This is a genomic window from Proteus vulgaris (assembly GCF_033708015.1).
Classification (GTDB): domain Bacteria; phylum Pseudomonadota; class Gammaproteobacteria; order Enterobacterales; family Enterobacteriaceae; genus Proteus.
Genome location: NZ_CP137920.1, coordinates 1 through 19400, shown reverse-complemented (window position 1 = coordinate 19400; position 19400 = coordinate 1). Strand labels below are relative to the sequence as shown.

The 19400-nt window shown below is 40.0% G+C and carries 17 protein-coding genes and 1 pseudogene; 8 read left to right on the top strand and 10 right to left on the bottom strand.

Annotated elements, in window-relative coordinates:
* Window positions 1-27: 27 nt before the first annotated feature.
* Both pyrE and rph read right to left on the bottom strand, forming a co-directional pair.
* The gene (gene pyrE, locus SB028_RS00090) at window positions 28-672 is read right to left on the bottom strand and encodes an orotate phosphoribosyltransferase (protein WP_069366894.1); all 645 of its coding nucleotides are present in this window, start codon (window positions 670-672) and stop codon (window positions 28-30) included.
* Window positions 673-752: 80 nt separating this feature from the next.
* Entirely contained in the window at window positions 753-1469 is a 717-nt protein-coding gene (gene rph, locus SB028_RS00085) for a ribonuclease PH (protein ID WP_069366895.1), read from the bottom strand.
* A gap of 125 nt (window positions 1470-1594) precedes the next feature.
* Here rph and SB028_RS00080 point away from each other — a divergent pair, with 125 nt between their 5' ends.
* A complete protein-coding gene (locus tag SB028_RS00080) occupies window positions 1595-2458 on the top strand; it encodes a YicC/YloC family endoribonuclease (RefSeq protein ID WP_069366896.1) in 864 nt (287 codons plus the stop codon).
* Window positions 2459-2613: 155 nt separating this feature from the next.
* Here SB028_RS00080 and murQ read toward each other — a convergent pair whose 3' ends face one another.
* Window positions 2614-3513, bottom strand: a complete 900-nt coding sequence (murQ, locus tag SB028_RS00075; RefSeq protein ID WP_069366913.1) for an N-acetylmuramic acid 6-phosphate etherase — start codon at window positions 3511-3513, stop codon at window positions 2614-2616.
* Between the two features lie 213 nt (window positions 3514-3726).
* On the bottom strand, window positions 3727-4152 hold the full coding sequence (gene tnpA, locus SB028_RS00070; RefSeq protein ID WP_318859716.1) for an IS200/IS605 family transposase: 426 nt from the start codon (window positions 4150-4152) through the stop codon (window positions 3727-3729).
* A 56-nt stretch (window positions 4153-4208) separates the two neighbouring features.
* Between tnpA and SB028_RS00065 the strand changes: the two are divergent.
* The 3 genes and pseudogenes from SB028_RS00065 to SB028_RS00055 form a co-directional block, all read left to right on the top strand.
* A pseudogene (locus SB028_RS00065) lies at window positions 4209-4522 on the top strand (helix-turn-helix domain-containing protein); the annotation flags it as partial.
* A gap of 93 nt (window positions 4523-4615) precedes the next feature.
* Window positions 4616-5140, top strand: a complete 525-nt coding sequence (locus tag SB028_RS00060; RefSeq protein WP_318860151.1) for an RNA-guided endonuclease TnpB family protein — start codon at window positions 4616-4618, stop codon at window positions 5138-5140.
* Between the two features lie 269 nt (window positions 5141-5409).
* Window positions 5410-5634, top strand: coding sequence for a hypothetical protein (locus SB028_RS00055; protein WP_248620822.1), 225 nt, complete (start codon window positions 5410-5412; stop codon window positions 5632-5634).
* 89 nt (window positions 5635-5723) lie between these two features.
* Here the strand turns inward: SB028_RS00055 and SB028_RS00050 are convergent, their stop codons facing one another.
* Window positions 5724-6182: a GNAT family N-acetyltransferase gene (locus tag SB028_RS00050; protein WP_069367346.1), complete on the bottom strand. Its 459-nt coding sequence runs from the start codon at window positions 6180-6182 to the stop codon at window positions 5724-5726.
* 127 nt (window positions 6183-6309) lie between these two features.
* On the opposite strand from SB028_RS00050, the gene SB028_RS00045 reads away from it, so the two are divergent.
* Window positions 6310-7797, top strand: coding sequence for a PLP-dependent aminotransferase family protein (locus SB028_RS00045; RefSeq protein WP_069367347.1), 1488 nt, complete (start codon window positions 6310-6312; stop codon window positions 7795-7797).
* Between the two features lie 55 nt (window positions 7798-7852).
* On the opposite strand, the gene SB028_RS00040 is transcribed toward SB028_RS00045, so the two are convergent.
* Window positions 7853-8422, bottom strand: coding sequence for a class I SAM-dependent methyltransferase (locus SB028_RS00040; protein WP_069367348.1), 570 nt, complete (start codon window positions 8420-8422; stop codon window positions 7853-7855).
* 467 nt (window positions 8423-8889) lie between these two features.
* Between SB028_RS00040 and asd the strand changes: the two genes are divergently transcribed.
* The 3 genes from asd to pepT all read left to right on the top strand — a co-directional run bounded on the left by asd (window position 8890) and on the right by pepT (window position 13283).
* Window positions 8890-9996: an aspartate-semialdehyde dehydrogenase gene (gene asd, locus SB028_RS00035; RefSeq protein WP_069367349.1), complete on the top strand. Its 1107-nt coding sequence runs from the start codon at window positions 8890-8892 to the stop codon at window positions 9994-9996.
* 462 nt (window positions 9997-10458) lie between these two features.
* On the top strand, window positions 10459-12006 hold the full coding sequence (locus tag SB028_RS00030; protein ID WP_069367350.1) for an AbgT family transporter: 1548 nt from the start codon (window positions 10459-10461) through the stop codon (window positions 12004-12006).
* 38 nt (window positions 12007-12044) lie between these two features.
* A complete protein-coding gene (gene pepT / locus SB028_RS00025) occupies window positions 12045-13283 on the top strand; it encodes a peptidase T (protein ID WP_171729902.1) in 1239 nt (412 codons plus the stop codon).
* Window positions 13284-13356: 73 nt separating this feature from the next.
* Here the strand turns inward: pepT and gyrB are convergent, their stop codons facing one another.
* From gyrB to dnaA, 4 genes are read right to left on the bottom strand one after another with little or no spacing between them, the layout of a single operon-like run.
* Entirely contained in the window at window positions 13357-15771 is a 2415-nt protein-coding gene (gyrB, locus tag SB028_RS00020) for a DNA topoisomerase (ATP-hydrolyzing) subunit B (RefSeq protein WP_069367352.1), read from the bottom strand.
* 20 nt (window positions 15772-15791) lie between these two features.
* Window positions 15792-16880: a DNA replication/repair protein RecF gene (recF, locus tag SB028_RS00015; protein WP_069367353.1), complete on the bottom strand. Its 1089-nt coding sequence runs from the start codon at window positions 16878-16880 to the stop codon at window positions 15792-15794.
* A gap of 11 nt (window positions 16881-16891) precedes the next feature.
* Window positions 16892-17995, bottom strand: coding sequence for a DNA polymerase III subunit beta (dnaN, locus tag SB028_RS00010; protein WP_069367354.1), 1104 nt, complete (start codon window positions 17993-17995; stop codon window positions 16892-16894).
* Window positions 17996-17999: 4 nt separating this feature from the next.
* Entirely contained in the window at window positions 18000-19400 is a 1401-nt protein-coding gene (gene dnaA, locus SB028_RS00005; protein ID WP_069367355.1) for a chromosomal replication initiator protein DnaA, read from the bottom strand.

The following is a 19400-nucleotide window of genomic DNA, read 5'->3' as shown; positions in this document are numbered from 1 at the left end:
CCACTCGTTTATCGCGTATTAACTTTATTAATTCACACCATAGCGCTCACGATAAGCTTTAACCGCAGGTAAATGCGCAGACAGAGTCTCGCTCTCACTTAGATAGCTAATTAAATCATCCAAAGTAATAATCGAATGCACTTGGCATTGATAGTCACGTTTTAACTCTTGTATTGCAGAAAGTTCTTCGCGTCCTTTCTCTTGTCTATCTAAACTTAATAACACCGCAGAAAGCGTTGCATCATGCTGTTTGATAATTTCCATTGATTCACGAATTGCAGTACCTGCTGTAATGACATCGTCAACAATCACAACATTACCTTTCAATGGACTTCCTACTAATGTTCCTCCTTCACCATGATCTTTTGCCTCTTTACGATTAAAACAGTAAGGAATATCGATATCATGATGTTCAACCAATGCGACTGCCGTTGTGGTTGCAATCGGTATCCCTTTATAAGCGGGTCCAAACAACACATCACAAGAGACATTATTATCTAATAATGTTTGCGCATAGAACTGCCCCAATAAAGCCAAATCACGCCCTGTATTAAATAAACCGGCATTAAAAAAGTAAGGACTCACCCTTCCTGATTTCAGTGTAAACTCACCAAATTTCAGGACATTTTTTGCTAATGCTAGTTCGATAAAGCGGCGTTGGTAGGCTTTCATTTCTTTCTCCTCTCTACGTTACTTGATGACAAATTTTAGGCATAAAAAAGGCGACTTCTCAGTCGCCTTAAAAATAAAATTTATTGCTTAAGCGCCTCTTTTTGCGCTTCAAATATTTTCTCTAATCCCCCTTTTGCAAGGGCGAGTAAAGCAAGTAATTCTTCATGGCTAAAGGGTGCGCCCTCTGCGGTACCTTGAACTTCGATCATACGACCATCATCAATCATCACCACATTCATATCTGTTTCTGCAGCAGAATCTTCAACATATTCAAGGTCGCATAATGGTTCACCATCAACAATCCCCACAGATACAGCAGCGACCATTGATTTAAGAGGGCTTTTTTTCAGCTTACCTTCTTCAACCATTTTATTTAAAGCATCAACTAATGCGACGCAAGCACCAGAAATAGAGGCCGTACGCGTACCCCCATCGGCTTGAATAACATCACAATCAACTGTGATGGTAAATTCACCTAATGCTTTTAAATCAACAGCGGCACGTAATGAGCGTGCAATTAAGCGCTGAATTTCCATAGTACGACCCGTTTGTTTACCACGAGCCGCTTCACGTGCATTACGACTATTTGTTGCGCGAGGAAGCATACCGTATTCCGCGGTCACCCAACCTTGCCCTTGTCCTTTAAGAAAACGGGGTACACCCTCTTCTACAGTGGCGTTACACAAGACTTTAGTATCACCAAATTCGACTAATACAGAACCCTCAGCGTGTTTTGTATAATGACGAGTAATGGTAATAGGACGTACTTGGTCTGCTTGTCTGTCTGCTGGACGCATGGTGTTATCTCCGCTTTCTCTGACATATTGGGGGCGCATTATACGACCTAAAATGGCTTATGCCTATCCTGTATCGATGCCTAGGGTTATAATCGTATCATCTTTTACACTATTGAGACCCTATTATGATCCGAAGCATGACCGCATTTGCTCGCCGAGATATTAAAAAAGACTGGGGTAGCGCCGCATGGGAACTGCGTTCCGTGAACCAACGCTACCTTGAAACTTATATTCGTTTACCTGAGCAATTACGTAGTTTAGAGCCTGTTATTCGTGAACGTCTACGTAATCGCTTAACACGCGGTAAAATTGAATGTAACTTACGTTTTGATCTTAATGCTCGCTTTCAAGGTGAACTTAATCTTGATGAAAATCTCGCAAAACAACTGATTGTTTCTGCCAATTGGGTAAAAAGCCACAGTCATGAAGGCACAATTAGCCCATTTGATATTTTACGTTGGCCGGGTGTTATTTCAGCACAAGAACAAGATCTAGATGCGATTGGTACAGAACTTTTAGCTGAATTAGATCTGGCGATCGACGCCTTTATTGCAAGCCGTGAAACAGAAGGGCAAGCCCTCAAAACGCTTATTGAACAACGTTTAGATGCGGTTAGCACAGAAGTGGTTAAAGTAAGAGCACAAATGCCAGAAATTTTACAATGGCAACGTGAACGCTTAACCAGCAAATTAGAAGAAGCACAGGTTCAAATCGATAATAATCGTTTAGAACAAGAGTTAGTGATGTTAGCACAACGCTTAGACGTTGCTGAAGAGCTGGATAGATTAGAAGCTCACGTTAAAGAAACACGCAAAATTCTCGTTAAAAAAGAAGCCGTAGGTCGCCGTCTTGATTTTATGATGCAAGAATTTAACCGCGAATCCAACACATTAGCATCAAAATCAATTAATACTGAAGTCACCAATTCAGCCATTGAATTAAAAGTTTTAATTGAACAAATGCGTGAACAGATCCAAAATATTGAGTAAGATTTCTTAGCGGTTTACAGCCCATCATTAAGCCAGTCGATACCTTGTATTTGCTGGCTTTTTTGTTATAAAAGGCTTCTCATTTTATTTTGCAGATTAAAATTTGCACAGCTAAAATGTACATTAAATAATGTGAGAAAACCAAAACGATTTAATCACTCACCCAACGCCTTTCTAATAAATCCTTTATTTTGATTAAGCATCTGGGCGGCTTGAAGTGCATCTACCCCCGCTAAAATCATCAAAATCGCCGTTTTACAGTGACGCTGACATTGTGACAATGACGCTTCAGCGACAGATCTTTCACACTCAGTGGCTTGCATAACGATACGAATTTGACGCTCTACAAGCTTAGCGTTGGTCGCTTCAACATCCACCATTAAGTTACCAAACACCTTACCCATTTTGATCATCGCACCTGTCGTGATCATATTAAGAATAAGTTTTTGCGCCGTGCCGGCTTTCATACGTGATGAACCGGTAATAACTTCAGCACCCACAATCGGTGTAATGGCAATATCAGCAAGTTTAGCAATCGAACTTTCTGGATTACAGCTGATCGCCCCTGTTGTTGCACCTAATGATTTTGCATACTGTAAAGCACCGACTACATACGGTGTTCTACCACTTGCCGCAATACCCACTAAAATATCTTTCTCATTAAAATTAAGTTGGCGTAAATCTTGTTCACCTAATTGAATATTATCTTCTGCATTTTCGACAGCTTGTAAAATGGCTTTATGCCCCCCCGCAATTAAACCAATCACCATGTCATGAGGTGTGCCATAAGTTGGAGGGCATTCACTGGCATCTAAAATCCCTAATCGTCCCGAAGTACCGGCTCCGCAATAAATAAGACGACCACCTAAAGAAAAAGCAATGGCAACTTTATCAACTAATTGAGCAATTTCAGGTAACACTTTCTCGACAGCTAATGGCACTTTTTTATCTTCATTATTAATAACTTTTAGCATCTCTAATGTTGAAAGTGTGTCTATATTTTCACTGTTATGATTTCTACTTTCAGTGACAAGATTGCTAAGGTCAATCGCCATATTGCTCTCCCAATACTGCTATTTATTTGATTAAGTCGAAAAAATAAACTGCTTTTATACCATTATTATTGGTAAGATTTTCAAAATCATTACACTCGGTACTCTAAATGACATTTATTAAATATATTTCGACCTTTATTAGCGAAAAACGTCGTAAACCCTCGCCCAGTGCGGGTGGGGATATAAGGCGAAAAGCCCGCAGGGCTTTAAAGATCAATCAGGCGTTGACTGGCTCTGAACGTAGGCTCTGAGTGTTTCAATCGTTGCCCCTCCGGAGCTACAGACAAAGTACGACCTTGACCACAAAAGTCCCGTTTTACTTTGTGTCCGTAAATGTGTGTTTTGCTGGCGCAGCAGGCGCGACGATACTGATTTCAGATTGTTGACCATCACACTGACCGCCAGTTTTGGCGGGTAAGCAACCAGCAGATGCACATGGTCAGGCTCTCCGTCCATCTCAATAATTTCGCATTCAAGTTTTGCCGCAGCGGAGTCAAATGCATCACGCAGTTGAGCGATCATCTGTCCGTCAAATAGCTTACGTCGATACTTTGTCGTAAAGATCAGATGCACGACCAGTTTACTGACACTGTGCCGCTTTCTGAGGAATTCCGCCAGTAAATCATTATGATTACTCAATTGATATATTGCCATAACATGTTAAAATAAAAACATTATATCAATGAGCGCTGATGATGTTAAGAGCAACAAAAGTACGCATCTACCCAACACCAGAACAGGCTGAATATCTCAACGCTCAGTTCGGTGCGGTTCGTTTTGCGTACAACAAAGCGCTGCACATCAAGAAAGACGCTTACCAGCGGCACGGCGTAAAGACCTTAAACCGCTGCTTGCCGTGGCGAAAAAATCCCGCAGATATGGGTGGCTTAAAGAATATGATTCTATTGCATTGCAGCAGGCGGTGATTAACCTTGACGTGGCTTTCTCCAACTTTTTTAATCCGAAACTAAAAGCCCGTTTTCCCACGTTTAAAAGTAAGCATGGCAGACAATCTAGCTATCATTGTGTCGGGATCAAAGTCATTGATGGCGCGATAAAAATCCCGAAAATCGCACCGATTGAAGCGCGTTTACATCGTGAAATGACGGGGGCGCTGAAAAGTATCACACTGGGGAGTGCTAATCGCCGTAAAGCCCGAATACAGCTTGCAGGTGTACACGAACGGGTAGCCAATGCCCGTGCTGATTTTCAACACAAACTCTCTCGTGCAATTGTTGACGAAAACCAAGCGGTAATTGTAGAGACACTGAAATCGGCGAATATGATGAAAAACCACTGTCTGGCTCGCGCTATCGGTGATGCAGGCTGGCATGGTTTTATCACAAAGCTGGAATATAAAGCCGCAGAAAAAGGCGTCCATCTGGTAAAACTGGATCAATGGTTTGCCAGTTCGAAAACCTGTCATTGCTGCGGTCATAAAATGTCAGAAATGCCACTACATAAGCGTATCTGGCAATGCCCTAAATGTGGAGTTGAACATGACCGAGATATCAATGCGGCAATCAATATCCGACACAAGGGCATATTGGAATTACACGCGGCGGGACGCGTCGTTTCAGCCCATGGAGACCCGCGTAAATCCGTCGTACAGAGGGTTGCGGTCTGAGAAGTGGGAAGCCTCGCCGTTTACGGCGGGGAGCAGTCACTACGGATCCTTATTTTAAAAATCATTATGTTGAAGCGAGAAAATTAGCAACAATCGCAGAAAATAAAGGAAGCGCAAGAGGAAAAATAAGTTTAGCAACAGCGCTGATAGCACCTTTATCTGGTGAAACAGATCATAAAAAAGCAATTGCATTATTAGAAGAAGCCGCAGCGACTCATCAACCCGAACTTGTTTACGCGCCAATTTGGTTAGGTGTTCTTTATAGCGGAGTGGGAAATATCCCCGTAGATACTGAAAAAGCCAATATGTGGTTTGCAAAAGCGAACGAAATGACTTTTGAAGGATTTGCTCAAGCAATGGCTTCTTTCATGTTCTCTGGTCAATATCATATTATTGAACCCAATAAACAAAAAGCGGACGAATTAATGAAACAAGCTTGTGAAGAAGCAAAAAAAGTTGGCAATGAGTTTTATTGCCAACAAGCGTTTAATTAACCCAAATTACATCGAATAAATAACCCTAACTCAAAAAAGAGAGAGTAAATCTTGCCCTCTCTTTTATACCCTATCTGTTCAACGTTCTTTTATAGCGCCATACGGTATTCAATCACACCTGGTTTTTCTGCCACCCAGTTATATAAGCGCTGACCACGTAAATTGGTTTCCTGCGTATGCCAATATAAACGAGCACAATCATGCTGTTTAGCTTGTTGATTCACAAACTCTATTAATTGTTTACCTACATGACGGCCACGAGTATCAGGTGAAACGAACAAATCCTCTAAATAACAAAAATCACTTTCAGCCCATGTTGAGCGATGAAAAAGATAATGAACAAAACCCAATACCTTTTCGCCCTCCATCGCGACGGCACAATAAATAGGCTCTTTTTCATCAAAAAAGCGTGCCCACGTTTTTAATGTAATTTCTTCTGATAATTCAACTTGATAAAATGCTTGATAACTTAACCAATGTGGCAACCATTGAGCATAATGCGCTTGTTCAACAAACTGAATTGAAACAGTGATTGGTGTTGTGCTCATCTCTTCACTTCCTTCTACTTTTATATTTCCTCTAAAAAGGCATTACCTGGCCTTAACCGTAGTCATGGTACGTTTAATTTTGGTTCTCAATAAGGTACACTTTTTGTGTTTTTATAGGATCCACTTTATGAAACAGAAAAAAACAGCTTATTTTCCTAACCTTGTTTTAGAAGAAGGACCTATTGGTTCTCAGGTGTATCACGCAATTAGAAAAGCGATTTTAGATGGGCGCTTAACATCAGGCAGTCGTCTCCCCTCCAGCCGTACCTTAGCCGAAATGATGTCGATCTCCCGTAATTCTGTTATTGCCGGATTTGAACGTTTAATCGATGAAGGTTATTTATTTACTCGACGTGGTGCTGGTACTTTTGTTGCAAGCACAATTCCTGATGCTATTATTTCGGATAAATGGCTCAAAACCCCCTATTCACCTTCTTCACCATCAATTGAAAGCCCACGAAAAACGCTAAACCCCAATATGCAAAAAGCACAAGCGTTTTGGCAACAATCACAACCTAATATCAATAGTCATCCAATATTTCATGTTGGTGTTGGGTGTGTAGATCTTTTTCCACATGAACTTTGGGGAAGATTATTAGGGCGAGTTTGGCGACAATCCAAAAAAGCACTCGCAACATTTAATTCACCAACAGGCTATACACCATTAAAAGAGATGATATGCCACTATATGCAATCAACGCGTGGTCTATATTGCCAACCTGAACAAATCATTATTGTAAATGGAACACAACAAGCAATTAACCTCACTACCAGAGTATTATTAAAAGAAGGAGATACCGTTTGGTTAGATGATCCTGGTTATGATAGTGCACGAGGGATCTTTACGTCTTATGGGATAAAATCACATCCAATAAATTCAGATAGTGATGGAATGGATATTTCTCAAGGAATAGCGCAATGCCCTGAAACAAAACTTGTTTTTACCACCCCTTCACACCAATTTCCTTTAGGGAATACACTCTCACTTTCACGCCGTATTGCATTATTAGAGTGGGCATCATCTAATAATGTGTGGATCTTCGAAGATGACTACAATAGCGAGTTTCGCTATCACTCTAAACCTATTCAATCTCTACAAGGTTTAGATAAATACCAGCGCGTTATTTATGCCGGTACATTCTCAAAAATGATGTATCCTGGATTTCGTTTAGGCTTTTTAGTGGTTCCTTTACCTTTAGTTGATACATTTAAAGCGGCCAAATATTACACCGATTCACATTCTGGTTTTTTAGAACAAGCAACATTAGCGTTGTTTATTTCTCAAGGGCATTATGCACGCCATGTTAGACGAATACGAAAAGCCTGCTATGAACGTTATCAAGTACTCACTCATGCCATAAAAACACATCTATCTCATATTTTCAGTGTTGAACCGACAGATTCTGGTATCCATATTGTCTGCTGGTTACAAGCTGGCTATACAGAAGAATATATTGTGAAAAAATCACGAGAAATTGGATTAGCCATACAGCCTTTATCACGTTATTGCATTCAAACTTATCCAAAACAAGGTGTATTATTAGGATATGCTGCTCATGATCCTATTGAAATTGAAAAGAATATTATTTTGCTTGCTCAAACATTATCTAAATAAATAACATCTATTATTAGTTGTCATTTACAATATAAACGTCGAGTAAGATTTACATTTACCCTATTTTATTTTTTGGCGTGCAATAATAAACCCAAGCAGGGGGAACATTCCGAATAACTAATTTTTTTTCTAAATGAAAATAACGAGATAACGTTTTTTCATATCGAGTTGTATATTGGAATAATACAAAACAACCTTGCGTTTTTAATAACTCATTATGTACCCGTTTTAAAACTCTTAAACCTGTTTTTTTAGGAATAGATAAAAAAGGTAACCCTGAAATAATCATATTATAATGACTATTTAATTTCTCTGCTGATGCAGTATAAACCTGTAATCGATCATCATTAATTTTATCTAACTCTGTTGCAAAGCTGGGCTCTATTTCAAAAACATCTAATGATGAATTTACCGACATTCTTTTTAAGATCTGTTGAGTAATCACCCCTGTGCCAGCCCCTAACTCGGCAACTTGAAGATCCTGCTGCCAATTGAGTTTATCTAACATTTCATAACATAACCAACGAGATGAAGGCGCGATAGTACCCATCGTGGTTGGCGAGATCACAAACCGTTTTAAATATGAGTAGTATGTAGATAATGGAATGAATGTAGATATATCCATCTTCGCCTCCCAGTGTCTTTTAATTAAAGTAAAATTCAGATTAAATGAAGAACATTCATCATTATTTTTATTTATGAAAATACATCATCTAGTGAATAGTGACTTTCAGTATAAAGCGTGAAGTCATCTCTAAGTAAATACGTTTTTCTTATATATTACACTATTTTACATTTTTCTATTTTTACTCTATTTTCTTAAACAAGAATATATTTTTATTTATCCTAAAAAAGAAAATAAGATATAGCAGAATATTCTTACACTTTTATGTTCAGTGTATTTTCTTTTTTAACAACTCATTGATATTTGTTCGTTCTGTGGCTTTCTTTTGTTAACTCTACGAAGACTATAAGAAACACTTCTAATTCTTTGGTAATTAATCAATAAATTCACTTGCACCTATCTCTATATTTTGTCAGGTTAGTGTGAGGTCTCTCACTATTCCTACAGATAAAGACAGGGTAATTACAATGAAAAATGTTGGTTTTGTGGGCTGGCGTGGTATGGTCGGCTCCGTTTTAATGCAAAGAATGGTTGAAGAACGTGATTTTGATGGGATAAACCCTGTTTTCTTCACCACCTCTCAATTAGGTGAAGCAGCACCCGCTTACGGTAATCACCGTAGTACTCTGCAAGATGCTTATGACATTGATACCTTAGCATCGCTCGATATTATCATTAGTTGCCAAGGGGGTGACTACACCAATGAAATCTATCCAAAACTGCGCCAAGCAGGCTGGCAAGGTTACTGGATTGATGCCGCATCAGCACTGCGTATGAATGATGACGCCATTATTATTCTCGATCCTGTTAATGGACAGCATATTCAAGACAGTCTAAATAAAGGCATTAAAGCCTTTGTCGGCGGTAACTGCACCGTGAGCTTAATGCTGATGTCCTTAGGGGGTCTGTTTGCTAACAATTTAGTGGAATGGGCAAGCGTCTCTACTTATCAAGCGGCTTCTGGGGCGGGTGCTCGCCATATGAGAGAGCTACTGTCACAGATGGGCTCTTTACATAATCAAGTGGTTAAAGAGCTAGAAAATCCAGCATCTGCAATCTTAGATATTGAACGTAAAGTCACTCACTTTACACGCAGCGGTACGATGCCTACCGAACAATTTGGTGTTCCTCTAGCAGGTAGCTTGATCCCTTGGATTGATAAACAATTAGAAAACGGTCAAAGCCGTGAAGAGTGGAAAGGGCAAGCAGAAACTAACAAAATCCTCAATACAGGCTCAAATATCATTCCTGTTGATGGCCTTTGCGTTCGTATTGGTGCGTTACGTTGCCATAGCCAAGCATTCACCTTAAAACTGAAGAAAGACTTACCTGTTGCTGAGATTGAACAGTTGCTTGCAAGCCATAATGATTGGGTAAAAGTCATTCCTAATGATCGTGAGCTCACTATGCGTGAATTAACACCAGCGGCAGTCACAGGTACATTAAGCACACCAGTAGGTCGTATTCGTAAACTGAATATGGGGCCGGAATTTATTTCAGCCTTTACCGTGGGTGACCAACTGTTATGGGGTGCTGCCGAGCCTTTACGTCGTATGTTGAATATTCTGCGTTAATCTTCATTATTTAGAATATCGACCATTTTTAAAAATGGAAATGGTTGATATTCTTATACTCAAGACTCATTAGTTTTATTTCTTATTTATTCGCCTTTCCTTTTCTTATAAAACTATTTTTTAATTTTTCATATTTTATTTATTTTTTAATTTTATCGCTCTGTATAAAATACATTTCCCACAATATTTTCAAAAATAATGCTAAAGAATTCAGTTCGATTACTCAGCATAATTCACCTATTTTTATTCAAAATAGAGTGTAAAAATAAATAAAGCCTTTTTTAATAACTAAAAAGTAATGACGATAAAAACCTAAATATAATAATTCCTAATATATTATTCCTTCTCTCTTTCTTTTATAAGGATCGCAGTAACGCCTTATTATTTAAAAATAAATTTACTTTGCATTGCCATTTATTTAAGGTGATTTTTATTACTTTTATAAAAAGATGCATTATAAATATGACAACACAAACACAACCCAATAAAAAAGGTTTTTTAAACCGAGTCGAGCGCATTGGTAATATCATGCCTGATGTTACTATGTTGTTCGTTTACGCCTTAGTGATCTGCTGGATATTTTCTTTTTTTCTCTCTTTTGTACATTTTGATTATTTCCACCCAGTAACTAAAGAGAAAATCACCGTTATTAATATGTTTCAATATGAAGAAATCATATTATTTGTGACAAGTGCAGTAAAAAATTTCATTAGCTTTCCTCCACTTGGAATAACGATTGTTGCAACATTAGGAATTGGTATTGCCGAAAGCAGCGGTTTTATTAAAACGGCTTTAAAAAAAATGCTGTCACTTATTTCTCCTAAAATGCTAACACCAACGGTGGTTTTTGTTGGTATTGTTGCGCACTTAGCTTCCGACTCCGCTTACGTGATCCTTATGCCAGTCTCAGCGATGATGTTCTATGCAAGTGGTCGTCATCCTTTAGCAGGTATTGCCGCTTCATTTGCAGGTTTAGCGGGTGGATTTACAGCAAGTTATACACCTTCGATTATTGACCCAATAATGCAAAGCTTTACCCAAGAAGCAGCGCAAATTATGGCTCCAGGATATAGCGTTAACGTTTTATGTAACTACTTTTTTAGCGTAGGCGGAACGTTTGGCGTTATTTTAACTTGTTGGTATATCACTGAAAAAATTGTAGAGCCTTGGTTAAATAAAAACTGCCCCGTCTCTTCAGGTATTGATACCAAAGATGCGGAGTTAGGTGAAATCACACCAATAGAAAAACGCGCATTCCGTTTTGCAGGTTGGGCAGTTGTGCTGATGGGAATTGGTTTATTTGCACTGTTATTACCAGAAACGTCACCATTACGTTCACCAGAAGGCAGTTTAACCAGCCCTAAAGCCCCTATTATGCAAATTGTGGTGCCTTTACTGTTTATCTTCTTCTCTGTACCCGGCTTAATCTATGGCTATATGACCAAATCTTTTGCTTCCACAAAAGATATTGTCAAAGCAATGGAAAATATCACTAAATCGCTGATCCCATTTATCGTTTTTGCCTTTTTTGCGGCTCAGTTCCTTTACTCTTTTCAACACTCAAATTTAGGAACTTTATTAGCATTATCTGGGGCAGAGTTACTGCGCACGCTTAATATGCCTTCTGGCATGACGGTATTAGGTGTCATTTTGCTGACTGCGATTTTAAATATCATGATCACCTCAGCAACATCAAAATGGGCGGTTATTGCTCCCGTATTAGTGCCAATGTTAATGGCTGTCGGAATTTCACCTGAATTAACGCAAGCTGCCTTCCGTGTCAGTGATTCTGCAATGAATGTGAGTACACCTATGTTCCCATTCTACCCACTCATATTGATGTATTGCCAAAAATACTATAAAGGGGCGGGTATCGGTACACTGTGCTCAATGATGATCCCTTTCACTATTGGCTTGCTTATTGTATTAACGACGACACTGTTTATTTTCTGGGGACTCGATATTCCTCTCGGTTTTGACAGTGGATATACATGGCAACCCGCATCATAACTTATGCTTATAAAAATAACTGTATTAGGAACAAAATGATAATGAACACCCTAGGTAAAAAGTTAGAACAGCGTTTCTTCCGTTATCTGGCAATTGAAAGCCAAAGTGATGCATCTGCTTCTGTGGTGCCAAGCACACAAGGGCAACTTGAATTAGCAAAGTTACTGGCTAAAGAGCTAGAAACTTATGGATTAAAAGATATCTATATCGATTCACATGCCATTTTATATGCAATGAGACCAGGAACTAAACCCAATGCCCCTAAAGTTGGGTTTGTTGCTCACCTTGATACGGTTGATGTCGGTATTTCACCTGATATTCACCCTCAGACACTGCGTTATGAAGGGAAAGATCTCTGCTTAAATAAAGAAAAGAATATCTGGTTTAAAGCTCAAGAACACCCTGAAGCCGAGCCTTATATTGGTGAAGAAATTATCTTCAGTGATGGTACAAGCGTATTAGGTGCTGATAATAAAGCAGCGATCACCGTTGTTATGGAGTTAATGGATAAACTTCAACATGCTGATTTTGATTGTGGTGATATCTATGTTGCGTTTGTACCTGATGAAGAAATTGGATTGCGCGGTTCTAAACTGATGGATTTATCTCGCTTCAACGTTGATTTTGCTTACACCATTGATTGCTGTGCATTAGGGGAAGTCGTGTATGAAACCTTTAATGCGGCATCCATTAATGTGTCTGTAAAAGGTGTTACTGCACACCCAATGTCCGCGAAAAACGTATTATTAAACCCAATTCGTGTCGCACATGATTTTATTGGCTGCTTTGACCGCTTTGATACACCCGAGCACACCGAACACCGTGAAGGTTATTTCTATGTCACTGATTTAATCGCCAACCCTGATAATGCGGTGATTAAAATGGCTATCCGTGATTTTGATAAAAAAAGTTATGAAGCCCGTAAGCAATACATTGCACAATCTGTTGAGTTAATACGCGCTCGTCATCCTCGTGCACAAATCGATTATGAAATTATCGATGTATATAGCAATATCAGTGATTCAATTGGGGAAGATCGCACCGCTATCGAACTTATATTTGAAGCATTAAAACGATTAGATATTCAACCTAATGTGATCCCAATGCGAGGAGGTACAGATGGCTCTGCACTTTCAGCGCGAGGCTTGCTCACACCTAACTACTTTACAGGCGCATTAAATTTCCATTCTCGCTTTGAGTTCTTACCTGTTAGCTCATTTGAGAAAAGTTATTTAGTAACAGAAATGCTGTGCCGTTTGATCGGACAACGCGGATAAGCGTGATTGTTATACCAACAAAAAAGCGGCGCCGTTTTCACAGTGCCGCTTTTTTTATCTCATCTAATTTAAATTAGATATCAATATTTGCCGCTTTCAGCGCATTTTCTTCGATAAAGGCACGACGAGGTTCAACCGCATCACCCATTAAGGTGGTAAATAATTCATCGGTTGCAATTGCATCTTTTACTGTGACTTGCATCATACGACGTGTATCTGGGTTCATGGTCGTTTCCCATAACTGCTCAGGGTTCATTTCACCAAGACCTTTATAACGCTGTACTGCAAGACCACGACGTGATTCTTTGTTTAACCACTCAAGCGCTTCTTCAAAGCTTGAAATTGGCTGACGACGCTCTCCACGCTCAATAAACGCACCCTCTTCAATTAGGTTACCAATAATGTCACCTAAATGCGTAATGCGCTGATATTCGCTACTGTGGATAAAGTCATAATCCAGTTTGTAGTCTGTATCCACACCATAGGTACGAATACGTAGCACAGGTTCAAACAGACGATTTTCATCGTTTTGAGCAATGGTGTAGCTATAAGTACTGCCTTGATCTTCCGCTTCATTTAAGCGGTTAACCAAACCACTCATCCACTCTTCAACTTGAGCTTTATCAGATAACGCATCTTCTGTCAGCGTTGAGTGATACACCAAGCTGTTTAACATGCTAAGTGGATAGATACGCTCCATACGACGAATGATCTTGTGCGCTGCATGGTAATCAACAACCAGTTTTTCAAGCTGTTGACCGTGCATTGCAGGTGCGTGTTCACTCACATAAAGGGCGGCACCATCAAGCGCGATCGACATCAGATACTCGTCCATTGCGTCGTCATCTTTAATGTATTGCTCTTGTTTACCTTTCTTCACTTTGTAAAGTGGCGGCTGAGCAATAAAGATATGGCCACGTTCGATGATTTCTGGCATTTGACGATAGAAGAATGTCAGTAACAGAGTACGAATGTGAGAACCATCGACGTCCGCATCCGTCATGATGATAATGCTATGATAACGCAGTTTATCTGGGTTATATTCATCACGACCGATGCCACAACCTAATGCAGTGATTAACGTTGCGACTTCTTGAGAAGCCAACATTTTATCAAAACGCGCTTTCTCAACGTTGAGGATTTTACCTTTTAACGGAAGAATAGCCTGTGTTTTACGGTTACGCCCTTGTTTTGCAGAGCCACCCGCAGAGTCCCCTTCCACTAAATACAGTTCAGAGAAAGCAGGATCGCGTTCAGAACAGTCCGCTAGCTTACCCGGTAAGCCACCTAAATCTAATGCACCTTTACGACGTGTCATCTCACGTGCTTTACGCGCTGCTTCACGAGCACGTGCCGCATCAATGATTTTACCGACAACAATTTTCGCATCGTTTGGATTTTCTAACAGATATTCCACCAGCTTCTCATTCATCAGCGTCTCTACTGCTGTTTTCACTTCTGAAGAAACCAGTTTATCTTTTGTTTGTGATGAGAATTTAGGATCAGGCACTTTAACAGAGATAACCGCAATCAGACCTTCACGAGCATCATCACCCGTCGCACTGATTTTCGATTTCTTATTAAACCCTTCTTTATCCATATAGTTGTTTAACGTACGTGTCATTGCAGTACGGAAACCAACTAAGTGTGTACCACCATCACGTTGTGGAATATTGTTAGTAAAGCAGTAAACATTCTCTTGGAAACCATCATTCCACAACATGCCCACTTCCACACCAATGCCATCTTTTTCAGTTGAGAAATAGAATACATTTTGGTGAATTGGCGTTTTATTACGGCTTAAGTATTCAACGAATGCTTTAATACCGCCTTCATAGTGGAAATGATCTTCACGGTTATCACGTTTATCAATTAAACGGATAGAAACACCTGAGTTTAAGAAAGACAATTCACGAAGGCGTTTCGCTAAAATGTCATATTGGAATTCCGTCTCGCCTTTAAAGGTTTCAAGGCTTGGCCAGAAGCGTACAAATGTCCCTGATTTTTCAGTATCGCCAATCACTTTTAAACGATCATCAGGCACACCATGACGATAAATTTGTTGATGGATATTTCCATCACGATGGATTGTCAGTTCAAGTTTTTCAGACAACGCATTAACAACAGAAACCCCTACACCATGAAGTCCACCAGAGACTTTATAGGAGTTATCATCGAATTTACCCCCCGCATGCAGAACGGTCATAATAACCTCTGCCGCTGAGACACCCTCTTCTGGGTGAATGCCGGTTGGAATTCCACGACCATCATCTCGAACAGAGACGGAGTTATCTGAATGGATAGTGACAATTATCTCATCACAGAAACCCGCGAGGGCTTCGTCGATTGCGTTGTCGACCACCTCGAAGACCATGTGATGCAGACCGGTTCCATCATCTGTATCCCCGATATACATCCCCGGGCGCTTACGCACCGCATCCAGCCCTTTTAATACTTTGATACTTGAGGAGTCATATGTATTCGACATCAACGTTTCTCGCTTTATTCCTATGGTTTAACCTCTATTTTGCCACGTTCTACGCTAAATAGCCTGCTATTTACATCTAGCATATCTTTCACTTGCCCTTGTGTTATCGCACTGACAAACACTTGAGCTTGCGTAGACTTTAGACGCTCGGCTAACAACTGACGCCGACTTGCATCTAATTCAGAAGCAAAATCATCGAGCAGATACAGGCATCTTTGCCCATTCTTACGAGTGAAATATTCACCTTGTGCCAGTCTCAAAGCACACATCAACAACTTGAGCTGGCCTCGTGACAACATATCTTCTACTGGTGTGCCGTTTGCTCTAATACGTAAATCTGCTTTATGAGCACCAAGTGAGGTATATGTTAACATTTTATCACGTTCAAATTGACGTGCTAACAACTCGCCGTAATCTGTTTCTTTATCCCACCCTCGTTGGAAACTCACTTTCAACGAAAACTCAGGCAAAAACAGGCGACACGTTTCTTCAATATCTTTAGCGATATCTTCGGTATATTGAGATCGCCATTCACTTATCTGTTCTGTTAATAAGATAAGTTCTTTATCCCAAGGCATCAGTTGTCGATAAGACGTAGCTTGCCTCAGTGCTGCATTACGTTGTTTTAATACACGTTTTAAATCTGACCATGCAGCAAAAAATCGAGGTTCATTATGAAAACAACCCCAATCAATAAAAGCGCGACGATATTTAGGGCCACCATTCAGTAGTGTAAAACCTTCAGGTGTTATTAATTGCATGGGTAACAACTTTGCTAACTCTGCAATTTTATGACCATCGCTGCCATCAATACGTACAGTACTATTGCCTTCGCGATCTTTACTTAATCCTATCGCATAGCCACGACTCTCTTCATTTAGCCCACTTAAGCGCCCATGAAGAATAAATTCATTTTCATCATGCTGGATCACGCGATTAGCTTGAGAACTACGAAATGCACGCCCATGACCCAAGGTGTAAATCGCTTCAAGTATACTTGTTTTACCACTCCCGTTAGGTCCAACAAGGAAATTAAAGCCATCCGCTAATGGCAGATCCGCTTGTTCAATGTTTCTAAAATGACGGATCAATAAACGGGATAAAATCATATTAATGACTATTATAAACGCATTGGCATAACAACATAAGCAGCAGCAGAACTTGCCATATTCTCCACTTGAACACTTGAAACCGCATCTGTTAGCAGAAGCTTAACTTCTTCACATTTCAATGTATTAAGTACATCAAGGAGGTAACTGACATTAAAGCCAATTTCCATTTCTTCACCTTGATATTGAACATCAACAATCTCTTCTGCTTCTTCTTGCTCAGGGTTGTTTGCTGTAATCTTCAATTGCCCGTTGGTCAGGTTTATACGCACACCACGGAATTTTTCATTCGATAAAATGGCAGCACGAGAAAATGCCTGTTTAAGAATATCACAACCCGCAATCACTGTTTTGGTTGGATTTTTCGGTAATACACGACGATAGTCAGGGAAACGACCATCAACCAACTTTGAAGTGAAAATAAAATCACCCACATGTGCACGTATATTGTTACTACCGATTTGCAGTTGCAGTGAACTTTCACCCGCACCATCAAGTAGACGCATTAACTCAATGACACCTTTACGAGGAACAATAACAGAATGCCCTGGTAAAGATTGTCCAATGTCCATTGAACACACGGCTAAACGGTGTCCATCTGTTGCAACTGTGCGTAACTCTGTATTTTCAGTTTCAAACAACATACCGTTGAGGTAATAACGTACATCTTGATGCGCCATTGAAAATTGAGTGGACTCAATGAGACGTTTTAATGTTGCTTGAGGCAAAGTAAATTCAACCTCACTTTGCCAGTCATCTAAATTAGGAAAATCAGATGCCGGTAATGTTGATAGGGAGAAACGGCTACGACCTGAGCGCACTAATAGACGATCACCGTCGAGCTCAACACTAATTTCAGCACCTTCTGGTAGCCCACGCCAAATATCAAAAAACTTACGCGCAGGAACAGTTGTGGCGCCAATTTCATGAGCTTGGCTAAGATTAACTCTTGCCACCATCTCCATTTCAAGGTCTGTTCCAGTGAGTGATAAGGTATTTTCCGTTACCTTAAGCAATAGGTTACCTAAAATAGGTAAGGTTGGACGACCACCTAAAGGGCCACTTACTTGTTGTAGCGGCTTAAGAAGCTGTTCACGTTCAATGATAAATTTCATAGCGCTAGGATGATAATGTTCTGATTAAGTTAGAAAAATCTTCTTTGATGTCATGACTTTCTTCACGCAATTGCTCTATCTTTCGACATGCATGAAGTACAGTTGTATGATCACGACCCCCAAAGGCATCCCCGATTTCAGGCAAGCTGTGGTTTGTTAATTCCTTCGCCAGCGCCATTGCCATTTGCCTCGGACGGGCAACCGATCGCGATCTCCGCTTTGACAGTAAATCAGCGACTTTAATTTTATAATATTCAGCAACCGTTTTTTGAATATTATCGATAGTGACTAATTTTTCCTGCAAGGCGAGCAAATCACGTAATGCTTCACGGACAAAGTCGATAGTAATCGCACGACCTGTAAAGTTTGCGTTAGCAATTACTCGGTTTAATGCACCTTCAAGTTCGCGGACGTTAGAACGAAGTCTTTTAGCAATAAAAAAGGCCACTTCGTCAGGTAACTGAATTTGGTTTTCATCCGCTTTTTTCATCAAAATCGCCACTCGGGTTTCAAGTTCAGGTGGCTCAATAGCAACCGTTAATCCCCAACCAAAGCGTGATTTTAATCTATCTTCAACACCATTAATCTCTTTAGGATAACGGTCTGAGGTTAAAATAATTTGCTGATTACCCTCTAACAATGCGTTGAAGGTATGAAAAAATTCTTCTTGTGAACGCTCTTTATTAGCGAAAAATTGAATATCATCAATTAATAGCGCATCCACAGAACGGTAATAGCGTTTAAAGTCTTCTATCGCGTTATTTTGTAATGCTTTTACCATATCTTGTACGAAACGTTCAGAATGCATATAAACGACTTTTGCATTTGCTTTACGTTCCATAATGCTGTTACCCACTGCGTGTAACAAGTGCGTTTTACCTAGCCCTGTTCCACCATATAAAAAGAGTGGGTTATAAGCTCCACCAGGGTTATCAGCAACTTGTCTTGCCGCCGCTCTTGCTAACTGGTTTGATTTACCTTCAACGAAGTTATCAAACTTATGTTTAGGATTAACATTAGAACGATAATTAAGTTCAGGCAGTTGAGATGCCGGTTGATTATCCCAACTAGGGCGAACGGGCTGACTATGTGTTGGTGCTGTATTCACTGTTGGATGTACAACGGTTTTAGGAATACTTTCCGTAGTACGTGCTGATGCGGGTTTGTTACCCACTTCAAAACGTAAAGAAGGGACTTCTGAGCCACAAAAATCCACTAATAATGCGTTGATATTATTAATGTATTTTTCTCTCACCCAATCTAAGACAAAACGATTAGGTGCATACAGCGCCAGCGTATTATCGCTTAGTTCTGCCTGCAAGGGACGTATCCACATACTAAATTCAGTGGCAGGTAACTCATCCTGCAATCGGGCAAGACAATGCTGCCAAAGCGAAAGTGACAC

Excerpts from the sequence above, each read along its gene's own strand:
- rph (WP_069366895.1), bottom strand. The coding sequence starts at position 1,469 with ATGCGTCCAGCAGACAGACAAGCAGACCAAGTACGTCCTATTACCATT.
- asd (WP_069367349.1), top strand. The coding sequence starts at position 8,890 with ATGAAAAATGTTGGTTTTGTGGGCTGGCGTGGTATGGTCGGCTCCGTT.
- SB028_RS00050 (WP_069367346.1), bottom strand. The coding sequence starts at position 6,182 with ATGAGCACAACACCAATCACTGTTTCAATTCAGTTTGTTGAACAAGCG.
- dnaN (WP_069367354.1), bottom strand. The coding sequence starts at position 17,995 with ATGAAATTTATCATTGAACGTGAACAGCTTCTTAAGCCGCTACAACAA.
- recF (WP_069367353.1), bottom strand. The coding sequence starts at position 16,880 with ATGATTTTATCCCGTTTATTGATCCGTCATTTTAGAAACATTGAACAA.
- murQ (WP_069366913.1), bottom strand. The coding sequence starts at position 3,513 with ATGGCGATTGACCTTAGCAATCTTGTCACTGAAAGTAGAAATCATAAC.
- SB028_RS00080 (WP_069366896.1), top strand. The coding sequence starts at position 1,595 with ATGATCCGAAGCATGACCGCATTTGCTCGCCGAGATATTAAAAAAGAC.
- gyrB (WP_069367352.1), bottom strand. The coding sequence starts at position 15,771 with ATGTCGAATACATATGACTCCTCAAGTATCAAAGTATTAAAAGGGCTG.
- SB028_RS00045 (WP_069367347.1), top strand. The coding sequence starts at position 6,310 with ATGAAACAGAAAAAAACAGCTTATTTTCCTAACCTTGTTTTAGAAGAA.
- SB028_RS00030 (WP_069367350.1), top strand. The coding sequence starts at position 10,459 with ATGACAACACAAACACAACCCAATAAAAAAGGTTTTTTAAACCGAGTC.
- pyrE (WP_069366894.1), bottom strand. The coding sequence starts at position 672 with ATGAAAGCCTACCAACGCCGCTTTATCGAACTAGCATTAGCAAAAAAT.
- SB028_RS00060 (WP_318860151.1), top strand. The coding sequence starts at position 4,616 with ATGACGGGGGCGCTGAAAAGTATCACACTGGGGAGTGCTAATCGCCGT.
- SB028_RS00040 (WP_069367348.1), bottom strand. The coding sequence starts at position 8,422 with ATGGATATATCTACATTCATTCCATTATCTACATACTACTCATATTTA.